This is a genomic window from Campylobacter concisus, assembly GCF_003049065.1.
Lineage (GTDB): Bacteria > Campylobacterota > Campylobacteria > Campylobacterales > Campylobacteraceae > Campylobacter_A > Campylobacter_A concisus_BE.
This window is the reverse complement of sequence record NZ_PISC01000004.1, coordinates 131,631-148,508: the sequence shown is the minus strand read 5'-3', so window position 1 is coordinate 148,508 and position 16,878 is coordinate 131,631. Positions and strand designations below refer to the sequence as shown.

The window sequence follows — 16,878 nt, the reverse complement described above, 5'->3', positions numbered from 1 at the left end:
CTCCATAATTTTATCGCCAAATTCTACGTTAAAACGCCTTTTATATCTATAAAAATTTACAAATTTACAATGAAATAAGGAAAATTCTGCTATATTTTGGGCTAAAAATTTGTATTCATAAAGGAATTCGATGGAAATCAAAACCAAAGCTCTAGATAGCGTAAATACCCTAGCAAGCACAACTATAAGTGCAGATGCTATAAAGTCTAGCGTAGAAAAACTAGCAAAAAAAGCAGCAAAAACTATGAAAGTAGATGGCTTTAGACAAGGCCATGTGCCAGTCGCTGTCGTGCTAAAACGCTACGAGAAAGAGCTAACAAACGACGCTGAGCAAGATGTCTTAAGAGATGTAGTCGAAGAGGCTATCAAAAAAGCAGGCAAGAAAAATGACGACCTTATCGGCGAGCCTATCGTTTCAAAATTTGATAGAAAAGATGACAAGATCGACGTTGAGCTAACAGTTTCATTTAAGCCAAGTGTCGATGTGAGCGGCTATGAGAGCTTGATACCTGAGTTTTCAAACCCACGCGTTTTGAAAAAAGATATCGATGAGAAAAAAGCTGAACTTTTAAAAATGATAGCTCCACTTGAAAAAGTAGAGAGCAAAAGAGGTCTAAAAGTTGGCGATTTTGCTAAATTTGACTTTGAGGGCTTTGTTGATGGCGTTGCATTTGAAGGTGGCAAGGCTGAAAACTACGTGCTTGAGATCGGCTCAAATCAATTCATCCCAGGCTTTGAAGATGGCATGGTAGGCATAAAAGCTGGCGGCGAAAAAGATATCGAGGTTAAATTCCCAGAAAACTATGGCGCTGCACATTTAGCTGGCAAAGACGCTGTTTTTAAAGTCAAACTTCATGAAATTCAAGAGAGAAAGATCCCTGAAAAACTAGACGAAGAGATGCTAAAAATGGTCCTTCCAAATGAAGAAAAACCAACTGAAGAGCTACTTGAAGAGCGCATAAAAGAGCAAATTCGCCAAGAGAAAATTTATAAACTTATAAACGAAGAGCTAAAACCAAAATTTGCTGAAGCTGCGGTTGAGAAATTTAAATTTGACGTGCCAAAAAACATCGTCGAGCAAGAGATCGATATGCAGTTTAGAAACGCATGGAGCTCATTTACTCCAGATGATATGAAGAAATTTAGAGAGGACAAAGACGCTCTAGCTAAAAAACGTGACGAGTATAGAAAAGACGCTGAAAATAGCGTTCGCCTAACTTTCATCATCGATGAGCTAGCTCGCGTAAGAGGCGTGAAAGTGAGCGATCAAGAGGTCGTTCAAGCGATCTATTTTGAGGCGTATAGAAGCGGCCAAGATCCAAAAGCACACCTTGAGATGTACCGCAACCAGGGCATGCTTCCAGCTATAAAGATGTCGATGATCGAAGAGAAGCTATTTAGCGAGCTTTTCAACAAAGAAAAAGACGAGAAAAAAGCAAGCAAAAAAGAGAAGGCTGAGTAATGAGTTATTACGTTCCTGTCGTAGTTGAAAGAACTAGTAGAGGTGAGCGAAGCTATGATATATACTCCCGTCTTTTAAAAGACAGGATCGTTATGCTAAGTGGCGAGATAGAGGACGGCATGGCTGCTTCTATCGTCGCTCAGCTGCTATTTTTAGAGGCTGAAGATCCAGATAAAGATATCTACCTTTATATAAACTCGCCAGGCGGCGTGATAACAAGTGGCTTTAGCATCTATGACACGATGAACTACATAAAGCCAGATGTTTGCACTATCTGCATCGGTCAGGCTGCTAGTATGGGCGCATTTTTACTAAGCTGTGGCGCACCCGGCAAGAGATATGCGCTGCCAAATTCTCGCATCATGATACACCAACCACTTGGCGGTGCTAGAGGACAAGCGACTGATATCGAGATACAAGCTCGTGAAATTTTGCGTTTAAAAGAAATTTTAAATGGAATTTTGGCAAAAAATACAGGCCAAAAACTAAGCAAGATCGTAAAAGATACTGAGCGCGACTTCTTTATGAGCTCAGCTGAAGCTAAAGAATACGGACTTGTCGATAAAATTTTGGAGAAAAGTTTTAAATAAGGCCCAAAGTGATAAAGATAGATAACGCACCAGATCCAAAAAGAAAAGCAGCCGAAGCAAAACCGGCTGTCAAAAAAGAAAAGGTAAATATCTATAAATTTTCAGAGGACGTTTTGCACGAACTAAGCGACGACAACGTCCCATCTACGCCGACAAACTACTCTATCTACTTTGAAAAGATGCTTGATGGGCAGTCAGATGAGTTTAGAAAAGAGATCGGCGATATCATCGTGGCAAATTCTGAAAGCTCAGTGCCGACAAATGGCAACATCTCTATCGAAAAAGAGGTAAAACAAGGTTTTATCCAGATAAAGAGCATGCTTCAAGCAGTCGTGCTCATCTATAAAAATTTAGGCGTTATGAGAGGCCTAGTGCAAAAGCGTATGGATGGGCTTAAAAACAACACAAACGTCCTTGCACTGCAAAATGTCTTAAGCGCCTTTAACCAAGACCTCATCAAGCTAAACGATCTCATGGACAAGCACCTTGACGTCATCAAGATGAGCTACGAAGAGGTCGGCAAGATGTTTAAGGCGATCGAAGAGCAGTCGATCTACGACACAACATACGAGGTCTATAACAAGAAATTTCTAGTGGCGACCATAAGCAGCGAGATCGAGTCTGTTAGGCGCTACGGCTATAATGCCTCATTTTTGCTAGTTAAGATAAAAGATAAATTTGCAAAACGAGTTAAAAATTTAAAAGAGCGGAATAATATGCTTAAAAGTATGTCGCAACTTCTTTTAAGAACTTCACGTAGGAGCGATATAGTCGCACACTACGGCGATGGCTGCTTTGCTATGGTGATGAAATACACCGATGAAAATGGCACAAAGCAAGCGTGCGCGAGAATTTTAAACATGCTCTCATCTATGCCTTGGAAGATCGACAACGAAGAGTGCAAACTAGACGTGCAGATCGTCTCAAGCATGATCTCAAAGACAAAGAGCACCGAAGAGCTGGTCTCTCACGCGCTTGACAAGCTAGAGACCAACCAAGACCTAAATGAGCCGCTATTTTTAGACGAGAAAGCAGAGAATTAGTTTGATCCTAGAAGTTTTATCCTATCCAAATAAAAAACTTTATGAAATTTCAAAAGAGGTTGAGGTTTTCGATGAGAAGCTTCACAAACTTCTTGATGATATGTATGAGACGATGATCGCAAAAGAAGGCATCGGTCTTGCAGCCATACAAATAGGCGTTGCAAAGAGAATTTTCATCATAAATTTAGCCAACGAAGAGGGCGTGCAAGATAAAGAAAATTTAATCGAAATCATAAACCCAAAATTTGAGCTACGTGAGGGCGAGTGCGTCTATCAAGAGGGCTGCCTTAGCGTGCCTGGCTACTACGAGGACGTTAAACGAAGTGAGGTAGTTGCTATCAAATTTCAAGACCGCTTTGGCAAAGAGCAGACCTTAAAAACTGATGGGCTACTAGCGATCGCTATCCAGCATGAAAATGACCATTTAGACGGACATCTTTTTATAGAAAAAATAGGCTTTAACAAACGCAAAAAATTCGACAAGGAATACAAAAAGCAGAAAAAAGAAAAGACATCATGAAGTCCCTAAAATGTGCTACTTACGGCGACGGACTAAAGATCATTGATGTTGAGTCGATCTTTTCTCGTGGGCTTCCTGGCTTTAGCATCGTGGGCCTTGCAAGCACTAGCATCAAAGAGAGTACGGAGCGCGTAAAAGCGGCACTTTTAGCGCTTGACTTTGCCTTTCCAGCGCAAAAAATAACCATAAATTTATCCCCCTCAGACCTGCCAAAAAGTGGCTCGCATTTTGATCTAAGCATCGCCCTTTTAATCGCCCTTCAAAAGGCAAAAAGTTTGGAGAAAATTTTTGTTTTTGGCGAGCTTGGACTTGATGGCAGTGTAAAAAGCACGGCAAATTTGTTTTCGATCCTACTTTTTTTAAGCACGCAGGTGCAAAAGGCAAAAATTTTAGTGCCAAGTGAGATAGCCGCTAAAGCCTCGATGATCCCAAATTTAGAGGTTTATGGCGTTAGCACACTAGAGGAGGCGATAAAGTTTTTTAGCGACGCAGAATTTGCTAAAAGCACGCATTTTAGCGCCATGCATGAGCTATTTTCAAATGTGATAGAAATTTCTGGCAAAAGATACGTTCCAAATTTAAATTACGAGCTTGATTTTAAGGACGTTTTAGGTCAAGATAGAGCCAAAAGAGCCTGCGTCATCGCAGCCGTTGGCATGCACAATATCTTATTTGAAGGTAGTCCAGGCAGTGGCAAGAGCATGTGCGCAAAACGCCTCGTCTATATCATGGCGCCACAAAGCCTAGAAGAGGTACTAAAGTCCGCCGCCTACCGCTCGCTAAATCTGCAAGATAGCGAATTTACAAGCACTAGAGCCTTTCGCTCGCCGCACCACACCTCGACAAAAAGCTCGATCTTTGGAGGAGGCTCAAACGTCGCAAAGATCGGCGAAATCGCACTTGCAAATGGCGGAGTGCTATTTTTTGATGAGTTCCCACACTTTGCTAAACAGGTGATAGAAAGCCTCAGAGAGCCACTTGAGGACAATCAAATCCACATCGCAAGGGTAAATTCAAAAGTAACTTATGAGACTAAATTTATCTTCGTGGCCGCTCAAAATCCCTGCCCTTGTGGAAATTTATTCTCACGCAACCTAAACTGCAAATGCAGCGAAAATGAGATAAAAAACTACAAAGCTAAAATTTCAGCCCCAGTGCTTGACCGCATCGATCTAAAAGTCGCGATGGATGAGAGCTCGCCAGATGACAAGGCTAGTTTGAGCTCACAGCAGATGAGCGAGATGGTTTTAAAAGCCTTTATCTTTCAAAAAAGGCGGGGTCAAGATGAGCTAAATGGCAAGCTAAATGACGCGCAGGTGGCTAAATTTTGCACGTTAAACGCCGAGGCGAGTGAAATTTTACAAAAGGCCGCCACAAAGTATAACCTCTCTCAAAGGGGCATAAAAAGGACGCTTAGAGTGGCTAGAAGCATCGCCGATCTTGATGAGAGCGAGCAAATTTTAAAGCCCCACATCCTAGAGGCGCTTAGTTTTAGGGCATAAAATGAAAAATTTATATTTAGACACGAGAGTTTTAGACGAGCGAGCAAGCGAGAAATTTGACCTTAGCGAAGAGCTTTTGATGGAAAATGCAGCCGCAGCCATAGCAAATTTCATCCGTAAGAAATTTAAAAAAGGCAAGAGGGTGCTTGGCATTTGCGGTGGTGGAAACAACGGCGCTGACGTGCTTTGTGCTTTAAGGATGCTAGAGGGCGAGTATGAGTGTGAATTTATCCTAGCTAGTATAAATTTAAAGCCACTAGCCACCAAACAGCTTGAAAGGGCTAAATTTGCTGGCGTGCGAGAGAGCAAAGACGCAGAAAATAGCTTAAATAGCGCAAAGTGCGTCATAGACGGCCTTTTTGGCTCAGGGCTAAATAGAAATTTAGACGAAAAGCACATAGAATTAATCTCAAAAATAAACGCTAGCCCTGCTTACATCATCTCTTGCGACGTGCCAAGCGGGCTAAGTAGCGAGGGCAAGGTGCTTGGCGCTTGCGTAAAAGCAGACGCCACCATCACTATGGGAGCTAGAAAGCTAGCTCTTTATAGTGACGCGGCAAAGGACTACGTGGGCAAGATAAAGCTCGCTACTCTTGGCATAAGCGCTCAAAACTACGAGTGCGAGAGCGACTATCATTTGCTTGAAAAAAGTGATCTCATGCTTCCAAATAGAAAAAATCAGTGCGTAAATAAGGGCGACTTTGGCCACGCATTTATCATATCTGGCGAGCACATAGGGGCTAGCAAGCTTTGCGCCAAGGCGGCATTTGCCTTTGGGGCTGGGCTAGTTAGCGTGATAGGCGAGCAGGGTTTAAATTTACCAACACATATCATGCAAACTAGTAAGATAAGCGAAAAAATGAACGCTGGAGCCATTGGCATGGGGCTTGGCAAAAAGGGCGTAGAAGAGCTTGAGGTGCAAATTTTAAAGGGCAAAAAGCTTGTTCTTGACGCTGATATCTTTTACAGCCCAAAAGTGTTTGAGCTGCTAAGAGAGAACTGCGTCTTGACACCTCATCCAAAGGAGTTTTGCTCACTTTTAAAAATTTGCAAAATAGCCGATATAGATGTGCAAACTTTGCAAGAAAACAGATACGCTTACGCTAAGGCTTGGAGCGAGAAATTTAAGGCTGTGCTTGTGCTAAAAGGAGCAAACACCATAATCGCCAAAGATGGGCAAATTTACGTCATGCCTTATGGCAAAAACACGCTTGCAAAAGGCGGTAGCGGCGACGTGCTAAGCGGTCTTGTGCTAGCACTTTTGGCTCAAGGCTATGAGCCGCTAAATGCTGCCATCTCAGCCACTTTAGCTCATGCGCTTAGTCTTAGAAATTTTGACAAAAACAGCTACGCGCTGGAGCCAACAGACATCATCAAAGGAGTAAAATGCTTACGAAAAAGATAGCCGTGCTTTTTAGCGGCAGTGGCTCAAATTTAGAAGCGATACTTAAAAAAGTTCATAATCAAATTTTTAACGGCGTAAAGATCGAAGTTTGCCTTTGCATCTGCAACAAGCCAGGTGCATTTGGCATCGAGCGAGCTAAGAAATTTGGACTTGAAACGCTCGTCATAGAGAGTGCTAAATTTAAAAATCGTGAGGAATTTGACGCTGTTTTGGTGGAGCAAATTTTAAAAAGCGGGGCTGATCTAACGGTACTTGCAGGCTTCATGAGGATACTAACGCCAGTTTTTACGGCGCAGATAAAAGCCATAAACCTTCACCCATCTATCCTGCCACTTTTTAAGGGCGCGCATGCGATAAAGGAGAGCTTTGAGAGCGACATGATGATAGGCGGTGTGAGCGTGCACTACGTGAGCGAGGAGCTTGACGGGGGCAAACTGATCGCGCAAAGGGCATTTGAGCGAGAGGATGGCATGAGTTTAGATGAGTGGGAGGCTAAAATTCACGCCATAGAGCATGAAATTTTGCCTGAGAGCATAATAAAAATTTTAACAAAGGAAGTAAATGTTTGAATGGTTGAGTTCGCCAGAGGCGTGGATATCGCTACTTACGCTAACTGGCTTGGAGATAGTTTTAGGCATAGATAACATCATATTTATCGCTATTTTAGTAGGCAAATTACCGCCAGAGCAAAGGGGCAAGGGCCGCATTTTAGGGCTTGGCTTTGCGATGATCACTAGGATCATCCTGCTACTTTCGCTGTTTTGGATCATGAAGCTTACAAAGCCGCTCTTTAGCATAGGCGAGCTTAGCATCACTGGACGCGATCTAGTGCTCATAATAGGCGGTCTATTTTTGATAGTAAAATCATCAATGGAGATCCACGCAAACGTCACTGGCAAGCACGAGGAGGCTCACGAGAGCAAGTCTCATCCAGGATTTTTTGCGACTATCCTTGAGATAGGCATTTTAGACATAGTCTTTTCGCTTGATAGCGTTATCACCGCAGTTGGCATGGCTCAGCACATCGATATCATGATACTTGCCGTCATCATCGCGGTTGGCGTGATGATGTTTGCCTCAAAGGCGATCTCAGAATTTGTCGATAACAACCCAACCATAAAAATGCTCGCACTTGCATTCTTGGTGCTTGTTGGCTTTGCGCTCGTGCTTGATGGCTTTGGCGTGCATGTGCCAAAAGCCTACATCTACTTTGCGATGGGCTTCTCGCTAGCGGTTGAGTGCCTAAATATCTACGCTAGAAAAAGGGCATCAAGAGATCAAAAATAAAAATGTGAGCCAAAATGCAGATAAAAAATTTAGATCACATCGTTATAGTCGTAAGCGACGTTAAAAAGGCACTTAAATTTTACTGCGACATTTTAGGCATGCGACCAGCCAAGAAGGACGGTCACATTAGCCTAAATTTTGGCTCACAAAAGATAAATTTACATAGGTTTGAGGGCGAGTTTTGTCTTCGGCAAAGCATCCAACAAAGGGTAGCGCTGATATATGTTTAATAGTTGAAGACAACATAGAAGACGTGCGCTCAGAGCTTCTTGCAAAAGACGCAGGGATCAAGCTTAGCGTCGCTAGGCGAAACGGAGCACTTGGAGCAATGAAGAGTTTATATATTTACGACTTTGATGGAAATTTGATAGAACTTAGCCCAGATGAAATTTAGCAAGAAGATAATTTGGACCTACTAAAAGACCCGCTAAATAAACTAATCATCTCGCTCTCGCTGCCAGCTGGCGTGGGCATGATGTTTAACACACTTTACAACGTCACTGGCACATTTTTCGCCGCTAAAATTTCTACCCTTGCAGTTGCTGGCATGGCGATGAGCTTTTTGCTCTATCTAAGTGTCGTTGGCATCGGACTTGGCTTTGGCTCAGCACTCACCGCGCTAATAGGCAACAGCCTAGGTGCAAACAAACCAAAAATGGCTAAACTTTATGCGGCAAATGGCATCGTTTTTGTGCTTCTTTTTGCCCTATTTATGGGGCTTTGTGGCTATTTGCTAGCGCCAAATTTACTAGTGCTTTTAGGAGCTGATCATCACTACATCAATGAAGCACTTGACTATGCTGGCGTCATCTTTCTTGCAGCTCCATTTTTCTTGCTTATAAAATCGCTTAATGGCATACTGGTCGCACTTGGCGATACTAAAAGCTACCGCAACTGGCTATTTTGTGGCCTTTTTATCAACGCATTTTTTTGCTATCTTTTTGCTTTTATCTTTGCTCTTGGCGTAAAGGGTCTTGCTCTAGCAACGGCTAGCGCGCAGTTTTTGGGCATGATCTATCTCTTTTTTAAAGTTAGAAAAAGCAAGATGATAGAGCCTAGAAATTTAGGCTACTTCGTGCCAAATTTCGCCGTCTGGGCAAAGATACTAAAGCAAGCCTTGCCAGCTTGTCTAAACTACCTCTCAATGTCGCTTGGCTCGCTTGTGCTTTTAAAATTTGTAAGCTTTTACGGCGTAAATGCAGTGGCAGGTTATGGCATAGCCTTAAGGATCGAGCAAATTTTAGTGCTTCCAACCATCGGCATGGCAGCAGGAGTGCTTAGCATCATCTCAAGAAATTACGGCGCTAAGAGCTTTCAAAGAGCGATGCAGTGCTACAAACTATCGCTTCTTTTTTTGCTCATCTACTGCGTCTTTGCCTACATCTTTATCAGGCTTTTTGGCGAGAGCGCGATCAAGCTCTTTGACAGCACGCCAGCCGTGCTAGAAGTGGCAAAGCTCTACCTTGGCATCAACTCACTTGCCTACATGGCTTACGGCACGATCAACATCTCAGGCAGCACGCTACAGGCTATAAAACGCCCAGTGGCGATCTTTTTGCTAAATGGCTTTAGACAGCTCTTGCTTCAATGCTCACTCTTTTACGTGGTAGTCTTTTGGCTAGGACTTGAGATCAAATTTATGTGGCTAGCGCTATTTTTTAGCGTCTATTTTACGGCGATTTGCTTTTTGGCTTGGACGCTTTTTAGGTTAAAAAGAGCTACGAGCGCAAGCTTTTAAATTTAAAGCTAAACGCAAAAAAGCAAAGTGAGGCGACTAAGATGATGCTAGCTCCGCCTGTGAGGTTGAAATAAAAACTGATCACAAGGCCACTAAAGCAAAAAATGATAGAAAAAATGGTTGAGATTAGCATCATTAGTCCCAGTCTTTTGGCAAAAATTTGCGCAATATATGGCGGTATGGTAAGTAGCGCGATGACAAGTATTAGCCCCACGACGCGTATCGTAGCCACCACGCAAAGCGCCATCATGCAAACTAGCAGATAGTGAAAAAAAGTGGTATTTACCCCGCGAAGTTTTGCAAACTCCGCATCAAAGCTGATCGCCACAAACTGGCGGTAAAAAAGCGCGATGAGAGCCAAAAACAAGAGGTCTAAAGCGCTCATAAACGCGATATCTGTGCCGCTAACTGCAAGGATCGAGCCAAAAAGATAGCTCATAAGATCAGCGTTATAGCCAGGTGTGAGGTCGATGAAAATGATACCAATGGCCATGCCAATCGCCCAAATAGCGCCTATTACGGAGTCGATGTTTGTCTTATCTTTTAGCGTGATCGTGGCGATGATGAGTGCTAAAAATAGTGAAAATATGCTCGCACCAAAAAGCGGCTCGAGTGAGAAGAAAAATGCAAGCCCTATGCCGCCATACGCGCCGTGTGCGATGCCTCCAGCGATGAAAGTCATCTTATTTATCACGACAAGCGAGCCTATCATGCCGCATATTATGCTTACTAAAATGCCCGCAATAAAGGCATTTTGCATAAAATTTAACTCTAAAATTTCACTCATTTTCTCTCTTTAAAATTTAAAAACATTGCTCTTTGTTTTTTCACAACCGCACTCGCCAAGTGCGATCTCGACATCACAAAAATGGCTGTGCGTTCTAGCTAGATGCTCGATAAATTCCCTCTTTGCAAGGTTTTCATGGGTTTTATGAATGTGTAAATTTTTACTCACGTAAGCGATCTTTGTAGCATAATTTAGCACGATATTTAGGTCGTGACTGACTAAAACCACGCCCACGCCATTTGCGTTTATGCCCTTTAAAATTTCATAAATTTCAGCCTGCCCTTTTGTGTCGATGCTGGCTGTTGGCTCATCCAGGATGAGCACTTTTGCATTTGCGCAAAGCGCTCTAGCGATATAGACGCGCTGCCTTTGACCGCCACTTAGCTCGCCGATCCTCGCGCTTGCAAACTCCCTCATACCGACCTTCTCAAGGGCACTTAGCGCTAAGGCTTTTTCATCTTTTGAGTAAAAGCCAAAGATTTTTTTATCGATTAGCCCCATTAAGACGACTTCTAAAACCATCATCGGAAAGCTTTGATTTGATAAAAAATTTTGTGGCACGTAGCCTATAAATTTACTAACCTCGCTTGGCTCTTTACCAAAGAGTTTTATCTCGCCACTTTGAGGCTTAAGCAGTCCCAAAATGAGCTTTAAAAGCGTGCTTTTGCCCCCGCCATTTGGACCGATTATCGCTAAAAACTCATCGCTACTATACTCTAAGTTAATATCCTCTAAAACGACTTGTTTATCGTAGCTAAAGTTTAAATTTCTAATTTTTATAATATCTTTCAAAACAGACTCTTTTGCGTAAATGTCGTGACAAAAATGAAAAGTCCAAGCCAAAGCATGATGCCAAGGGCTGCAAATTCAGCGTAGATTTTAAGCTTTTTTAGCTTAATGTTCGTGCTGATCTTTGAGCCAAAAACTGCCGCTACAAATATCACCACACTCATGCCAAGCGCCATAAACAGGCCACTTATCACGCCTGCAAAGTAGCTACCTATCTCATTTGCCAGCACAAAGACTAAGATCGTGCCTGGACAGGGCACAAGAGCCGCAGCAGCCGCTACTAGCCACTCCTCTTTGCTCTTTGGCTTTTTAGTTGAGCAAATTTGACAGCCACATTCGCTTTTAAATTTTGTATTTTTACTCAAATTTTGGCTTAGATTTGATCTAAAAATATAAAATTTAGTCTCATTTTTGTTTGAAAGATAAAATTTGATCTTTTTAACGAGCATAAAAATCGCCACAAAAAAGATCACGACGCCAGAAAACGCAGTCGTTATGCTAGCGGTGTCTCTTGTGAGGTCGCTGCTTACTTCACGAAGCAGTAAAAAGCTAGCAAAGACAAAGACAAATGCGCCCACAACGTGCAAAAAGCCGATCTTTAAGGCAAATAAAAACGCCCTTTTGTAGCTGCCACCAGTTGCGGCAAAATATGAGCTTGTTAGTACCTTGCCGTGGCCTGCTCCAGCAGCGTGCAAGAAGCCATAGCCAAATGAGATAAATGCCAAAAATAGCAGCGCAAGCGGACTTTTGTAATCCACGCTTCTTAAAATTTGCTTTAGCCTATCAAGCAAGCTTAGGCTAGTTTTTGAGACGATGTCAAATTTAGCCTCATCGATCTTATCTATCTGGCTTAAATTCTCATCGCTCGCGCCTACTACTGGCTCTTTTAGTAGCTCTTTAAGCGCTGGCTTCTCGTTGTGAGCTTTGGCTGCTTCTTTGCTTGAAAATGTAAAAAATATCAAATTTGAGTTTGAATTTGGTATCGCCCAGAAGCTTTTACCCACCAAAAATGCGTTATTTTGCGTAAATTTGAAGTTAAAATAGCCCTCTTTGTCCTCCATATCAACCGACACGACAAGTCCGTCAGCGATCACTAAATTTGTCTTAAAACTAACGTCAAATTTAAGCCTGCCCTCGTCAAAATAGAGCTTGTAATTATTTAAATTTGGCTCTATTTTAGTGGCGTTTTCATCCTTGTAATAATACTCAATGTCCGTCAAATAGTGCCTTGGCACGAGGTAGTCTAGCAAATTTAAGCGGATCTTTCTAAGCTCTTTTTCATCTATCTTTTCATCTTGATTTAGGTCAAAATTTTGCTTCATAAGATCTGAGAAATTTTGCGAAAAGGTCCAAGTAAAGGCTATCTGCGTGATGTTATTTTCGTGTGCGACAAATTTCGCGCTAACGTGAGCTGTTGGGCTATAAAGCGAGCATAGAGCACACCCGAAAGCATTTATCGCTAGTAGGCAAATGACGATCAGGCGTGCTAACATTTTTATAGACTTTTTGCGAAAATTTCAGCCGTTTTTTTCATCTCGGCTAGCCAGTTTTCAGGCAACTGATCTATCATGACGACCTTTGAGCCAGTCTCTTTTGCGATCAAATTTGCAGCCTTTGTTGGGAATTGTGGAGCTACGAAAATGACCTTTACACCGTGCTCTTTGGCTTCTTCTATAAGCTCTTTTAGCTCAGCTGGCTTTGGCTCTTTGCCCTCTATCTCGATAGCTATTTGCTCTAAGTTATAGCGCTTTGCAAAGTAGCCCCAAGATGGGTGATATACGATAAATTCACGAGTTTTGACATCTTTTAGCTCGTTTTTGATAAAGTTATCAAGCTCGTCAAGGCTAGCTTTAAATTTAGCCAAATTCTCCTCATAAAGCTTTGCATTTTGAGGGAATTTCTCTATTAGCGCCTTTGCTATGTTATCAGCTTGAGTTTTTACCAAGATAGGGTCGAGCCAGATGTGTGGGTCAAGACCGTCATGGTGGTGGTGATGGTGCTCGCCCTCGTGGTCATGGTGCTCATGCTTATGCTCACCCTCGTGCTTGTGCTCGTGGTGCTCTTCATGTTCATGCTCCTCGCTCATAGCGATCTTTTCGATGCCCTCTTGCGTCTTTACGATGCGTAAATTTTTAAATGTCTTTGAGAAGCGATCAAGCCACGCGTCCTCAAACTCGATGCCGATAGCAAAGTAAAGCTCGCTCTTTTCAAGCTCCTTCATCTGCTTTGGTTTTGGCTCATAGGTGTGTGGGTCAGCGCCTTTGCCAACCATCGCATTTACATCTAGCGTATCTCCAGCGATCTGCTCGACAAAAAATTTCGTTGGCAGTATGCTAGTAGTCACAACCGGCTTTGCAAAAAGAGACAAAGCACAAACAGCTAAAAAAACGATAATTTTTCTCATTATCTCTCCTTTAAAAAATAATTGCGAAGTTTAGCAAAATGCAACTTGGTTGCAACTTAAAAAGCAAATGCCTAAATTTAGCCTTTTCTTTTAAATATAGTTTAAATCTTTTAGCGTTAATATACGAAAAATGAAAAGGGCAAAGATGAACGCGAGAAATTTCTTAGAAGAGCACAATATCAAGGCCACGACGCTTCGCATAAAACTTGTTGAAATTTTGCAAAACACCAAGACGCCGCTAAGCTACGATGAAATTTTAGAGAGCCTTGACGCAAACAAGACGACCTTTTATAGAAGTATGGAAATTTTTGAAAAAGAAAATCTCGTTATAAAAACCGAAAACAACCACAAGAGCTACTACGAGCTGGCAAATGAAGCAAAAGCCTACTTCATCTGCGACATCTGCCACAAGGTGACAAATATCGACATGCCACACCTAAGCGTCGCTAAAAATATAAAAAGCGCCGTGATAAAAGGCGTTTGCGACGAGTGTGATCACGAGTAAAGCGCGATGATCTCAGCTGGGATCGCTTTTGGGCGGTTTGTCTTTAGATCGATATAGACAAACTCTGTCTTGCCAGTTGCTATTAGCTCGCCATCTTTTTTAAACTCAAAATATCTGCAAGATGTCGCCTTGCCCTCGGTCTGCGTGTAGGTGTGAATTTCTATCTTGTCCATCAGCTTTGAGCTTTTTATATATTTTGCTTCATTTTTTCTAATGAGCCAAATTTCTCCCCTTTTATACTGCGCCTCGACCGTGTCGCCAACAGCGGCAGAGTGGGCAAATGCGGCCTCTTGCATAAGCGTGAAATAATAGACATTGTTCATGTGGCCATGCATGTCGATGGCTTGTGGCGGGATGGTGACGTGATATATAAAATCTCTCATTTTTGACCTTTTTTGCTAAAATTATAACCAAAAATGAGGAGCTAAAATGCAAAATTTATGGGATAAAAAGGCGTCAAACTACCAAAGATTTGACGGCAAGATCAGCACTATCCAGCAGCAAATTTATGGCAAAGCCTTAGCTTGGGGAGTTGATTTTAGCGGCAAAGATATCCTTGATATCGGCTGTGGTACGGGCGTTTGGAGCATATTTTTATCAAAAACGGCTAAGCATATAACAGGCATCGATAGCTCAGAAAAGATGATAGAAATTTTAAACGAGGACGCAAAGAGATTTGGCGTGACAAATTTAACCAGCGAGGTTTGCTCGTGGAGAGAATTTAAGCCCTTTAGACACTTTGATATCGCCATTTGCACGATGAGCCCGGCCATTGCGAGCGATGAAGATTTTGCTAAATTTCAAAACTGCGCCAAGCAAAAGCTCTATCTTGGCTGGGACAAGCCTAGAAGCTCTGATCTGCTTGAGCCATTTTTTGAAAAATTTGGCCGCGTGCTCTCTCAAAAAAACGTAGTAGATAGGCTTGAAGCGTGGCTAAATGAGCAAGGCATCGATTACAAAAGTGAAATTTTAAACGAAACTAGGATCGCTAGACGAAGCGTGCAAGAAGCAGCTGAAAATATCTGCTGGCACCTTGAGATAAACGGAGCTAAAAACTACGATGAAAAGACGGTTTTAGCGATGTTAAAAGAGAGGTTTGAGGGCAAGTTTATAGATGAGAAAATAGACTCACAAATGAAGCTTTTTCTCTTTTAGAGCTTAAATTTAGAGCAAATTTGCTTGCCAAATTCGCTAAAAATGACGCCAAAGATGATGAGCATGGCTCCAAAAATTTGCCAGATACTAAGTATCTCGCCAGCAAAAAAGTAGCCTATTAGCCCAGCAGAGACTGGCTCCAAGCAAAAAAACAAGGCCGCCTTGCTAGCGGTCGTGTATCTTTGAGCGATAGTTTGCACAAAGTAGCAAAATATAGTGCCAATCACCGTCGTGATAAATATCGCTATGAAAAATTCCCTATCAAATTTTGGCACGATACTGCCCTGAAAAAGCGAGAAAACAAGCGAAAGCAGGGCATTTGTGAAAAAGACCACAAAGACAAGCAAATAAAGCTCGCTCTTTCTTACAAAGTGGCCATTTAGCGTAGTATAAAGCGCATAAAATATCGCGCAAACAAGCGCTAATGCCTCGCCACTCCCAAGTGCTAGCGTGGCGCCACTTAATAGCCAAAGCCCAAAAATAGCGATGATAGCACCAAAAATGTCAAAAATGCTTATCTTATTTTTAAAAAAGATAGCCGCCATAAAAGGGACTATCACGCACTCAAGTCCCGTAATAAAGGCGACGCTCGAGCTAAAAGTAAGCTTTAGAGCGTAAGTTTGCGTGGCAAATGACAAAAAGAGCACCGCGCCAAGAATAACGCCATAGATGACGCTCTTTTTGTCAAATTTCTTAGCAAATTTAAGCGCGACAAAGCCCATAAAGATAGCCGAGAGAAAAAACCGGCAAAAGAGCATGACAAAGACGCCATTTGTCTTTAGCGCGTTTGCCATAGGTAAAAACGTAGCGCCCCAAACGATGGCAACTACGATAAGAGCGATGTCGGCTCTGTTTTGAGCGCTTAAATTTCTCATTTAAAGATCGAGTCTAGCACCTTTTTGCCGCTATCTAGGCTAAAGCCGCTTCTTAGCCCCTTTTCCTTCTCGCTCATCACGTTAAATAGCCCATCTAGCGTCTTTCTCGTGATATAAGCGTTTAGGTCTTCGCCTTCATCTGGCACATACTCGCTTGCGCCTAAATTTTTAGCTAGGCTCTTTACTGATTTTATCGTTTCGTTGTTTTTTACTGAGCCGCCGATGAAAGAATTTAGCCCATTATAGGCAGTCGCAAAGCTATTATCGCTCATCATTTTCTCAATTATCGGCGTAAATGCTGCCTTTAGCTTTTGGCTGGAGCTTTGTTGTAAATACTTCGTAACGCTGTCGCTGCCGCCATTAAAGAGCTTTTTCACGTCAGCCTCACTCATATTTTTTATGCTCTCGCTAAAAATTTCAGCAGCCTTTGGCACAGCCGTAGTTGCGGCGTTGTTTATTGACTTGCTAAGGTCTTGCGCCCACTTCTCGCCGCCCACTTTTTTGGCTAAATTTGACGCCATTTCAAGGCTTTTTGGGAGTGGGATTTTAGCTGTGGCGTTGTTTATAAAGCCCTCTTTTGAAAGCTCGCTCACAGCGGCATTTAGTGCCTCGCTAACCAAGCTTTTATAGTCACCGCTTGATGCGTGAGTGGCGATTTTCACACCTTTATTTATCATATCATCCATGCTTGCGGCTTGTAAATTTAAAGCAATCGCACCACAAAGTATAACAAGAGATCTCTTCATCTTCTCTCCTTTTTTAAATTTAAAGCAAAATCATACAAAAAATATCTAAACGCTTAAAATAAATTTAATA

Annotated in this window: 20 protein-coding genes; 13 read left to right on the top strand and 7 right to left on the bottom strand. The window is 42.3% G+C overall.

The window, feature by feature from the left end; all coding sequences use genetic code 11:
• Nucleotides 1-130: 130 nt before the first annotated feature.
• Genes tig through CVS81_RS04935 form a run of 11 tightly spaced genes read left to right on the top strand, consistent with a single transcriptional unit; the run spans nt 131 to nt 9,547 of the window.
• Nucleotides 131-1,462: a trigger factor gene (tig, locus tag CVS81_RS04980; protein ID WP_107965283.1), complete on the top strand. Its 1,332-nt coding sequence runs from the start codon at nt 131-133 to the stop codon at nt 1,460-1,462.
• Complete coding sequence (gene clpP / locus CVS81_RS04975) at nt 1,462-2,052, top strand: ATP-dependent Clp endopeptidase proteolytic subunit ClpP (protein WP_004317374.1); 591 nt, start codon at nt 1,462-1,464, stop codon at nt 2,050-2,052. Before tig ends, clpP begins: the two co-directional genes overlap by 1 nt.
• Nucleotides 2,053-2,060: 8 nt before the next feature.
• On the top strand, nt 2,061-3,095 hold the full coding sequence (locus CVS81_RS04970; protein WP_107965282.1) for a GGDEF domain-containing protein: 1,035 nt from the start codon (nt 2,061-2,063) through the stop codon (nt 3,093-3,095).
• Nucleotide 3,096: 1 nt separating this feature from the next.
• Complete coding sequence (gene def, locus CVS81_RS04965) at nt 3,097-3,615, top strand: peptide deformylase (protein ID WP_012001014.1); 519 nt, start codon at nt 3,097-3,099, stop codon at nt 3,613-3,615.
• Nucleotides 3,612-5,117 carry a YifB family Mg chelatase-like AAA ATPase gene (locus CVS81_RS04960; protein WP_107965281.1) on the top strand — a complete coding sequence of 502 codons (1,506 nt, stop codon included), beginning with the start codon at nt 3,612-3,614 and terminating at the stop codon, nt 5,115-5,117. The genes def and CVS81_RS04960 overlap by 4 nt, the downstream gene beginning before the upstream one ends.
• 1 nt (nt 5,118) lies before the next feature.
• Nucleotides 5,119-6,522: an NAD(P)H-hydrate dehydratase gene (locus CVS81_RS04955; protein WP_107965280.1), complete on the top strand. Its 1,404-nt coding sequence runs from the start codon at nt 5,119-5,121 to the stop codon at nt 6,520-6,522.
• A complete protein-coding gene (gene purN / locus CVS81_RS04950; RefSeq protein WP_009295075.1) occupies nt 6,504-7,091 on the top strand; it encodes a phosphoribosylglycinamide formyltransferase in 588 nt (195 codons plus the stop codon). Before CVS81_RS04955 ends, purN begins: the two co-directional genes overlap by 19 nt.
• Nucleotides 7,084-7,809: a TerC family protein gene (locus CVS81_RS04945; RefSeq protein ID WP_107965279.1), complete on the top strand. Its 726-nt coding sequence runs from the start codon at nt 7,084-7,086 to the stop codon at nt 7,807-7,809. Before purN ends, CVS81_RS04945 begins: the two co-directional genes overlap by 8 nt.
• Before the next feature lie 14 nt (nt 7,810-7,823).
• Complete coding sequence (locus CVS81_RS09865) at nt 7,824-8,039, top strand: VOC family protein (protein WP_199907156.1); 216 nt, start codon at nt 7,824-7,826, stop codon at nt 8,037-8,039.
• On the top strand, nt 7,991-8,203 hold the full coding sequence (locus tag CVS81_RS09860; protein WP_199907155.1) for a hypothetical protein: 213 nt from the start codon (nt 7,991-7,993) through the stop codon (nt 8,201-8,203). Before CVS81_RS09865 ends, CVS81_RS09860 begins: the two co-directional genes overlap by 49 nt.
• Nucleotides 8,204-8,215: 12 nt before the next feature.
• On the top strand, nt 8,216-9,547 hold the full coding sequence (locus tag CVS81_RS04935; protein WP_107965278.1) for an MATE family efflux transporter: 1,332 nt from the start codon (nt 8,216-8,218) through the stop codon (nt 9,545-9,547).
• On the opposite strand, the gene CVS81_RS04930 is transcribed toward CVS81_RS04935, so the two are convergent.
• Genes CVS81_RS04930 through CVS81_RS04915 form a run of 4 tightly spaced genes read right to left on the bottom strand, consistent with a single transcriptional unit; the run spans nt 9,528 to nt 13,527 of the window.
• Nucleotides 9,528-10,334, bottom strand: coding sequence for a metal ABC transporter permease (locus CVS81_RS04930; RefSeq protein ID WP_107965277.1), 807 nt, complete (start codon nt 10,332-10,334; stop codon nt 9,528-9,530). The genes CVS81_RS04935 and CVS81_RS04930 overlap by 20 nt on opposite strands.
• Nucleotides 10,335-10,343: 9 nt before the next feature.
• A complete protein-coding gene (locus CVS81_RS04925) occupies nt 10,344-11,126 on the bottom strand; it encodes a metal ABC transporter ATP-binding protein (protein WP_107965276.1) in 783 nt (260 codons plus the stop codon).
• Nucleotides 11,123-12,616, bottom strand: a complete 1,494-nt coding sequence (locus CVS81_RS04920) for a nickel/cobalt transporter (RefSeq protein WP_107965275.1) — start codon at nt 12,614-12,616, stop codon at nt 11,123-11,125. The genes CVS81_RS04925 and CVS81_RS04920 overlap by 4 nt, the downstream gene beginning before the upstream one ends.
• 2 nt (nt 12,617-12,618) lie before the next feature.
• The gene (locus tag CVS81_RS04915) at nt 12,619-13,527 is read right to left on the bottom strand and encodes a metal ABC transporter solute-binding protein, Zn/Mn family (protein WP_107965274.1); all 909 of its coding nucleotides are present in this window, start codon (nt 13,525-13,527) and stop codon (nt 12,619-12,621) included.
• A 145-nt stretch (nt 13,528-13,672) separates the two neighbouring features.
• Here CVS81_RS04915 and CVS81_RS04910 point away from each other — a divergent pair, with 145 nt between their 5' ends.
• On the top strand, nt 13,673-14,032 hold the full coding sequence (locus tag CVS81_RS04910) for a Fur family transcriptional regulator (RefSeq protein ID WP_107848258.1): 360 nt from the start codon (nt 13,673-13,675) through the stop codon (nt 14,030-14,032).
• Here CVS81_RS04910 and CVS81_RS04905 read toward each other — a convergent pair.
• Nucleotides 14,023-14,415: an acyl-CoA thioesterase gene (locus CVS81_RS04905; protein WP_107965273.1), complete on the bottom strand. Its 393-nt coding sequence runs from the start codon at nt 14,413-14,415 to the stop codon at nt 14,023-14,025. The two genes, CVS81_RS04910 and CVS81_RS04905, sit on opposite strands and share 10 nt — an antisense overlap.
• 46 nt (nt 14,416-14,461) lie before the next feature.
• Here CVS81_RS04905 and CVS81_RS04900 point away from each other — a divergent pair, with 46 nt between their 5' ends.
• A complete protein-coding gene (locus CVS81_RS04900; RefSeq protein WP_107965272.1) occupies nt 14,462-15,187 on the top strand; it encodes a class I SAM-dependent methyltransferase in 726 nt (241 codons plus the stop codon).
• Here CVS81_RS04900 and CVS81_RS04895 read toward each other — a convergent pair.
• A complete protein-coding gene (locus tag CVS81_RS04895; RefSeq protein WP_107965271.1) occupies nt 15,184-16,062 on the bottom strand; it encodes a DMT family transporter in 879 nt (292 codons plus the stop codon). The genes CVS81_RS04900 and CVS81_RS04895 overlap by 4 nt on opposite strands.
• Nucleotides 16,059-16,808 (bottom strand): DUF4197 domain-containing protein, encoded by a 750-nt coding sequence (locus CVS81_RS04890; protein WP_107965270.1) that lies wholly within the window; start codon nt 16,806-16,808, stop codon nt 16,059-16,061. Before CVS81_RS04890 ends, CVS81_RS04895 begins: the two co-directional genes overlap by 4 nt.
• Nucleotides 16,809-16,878 lie beyond the last annotated feature (70 nt).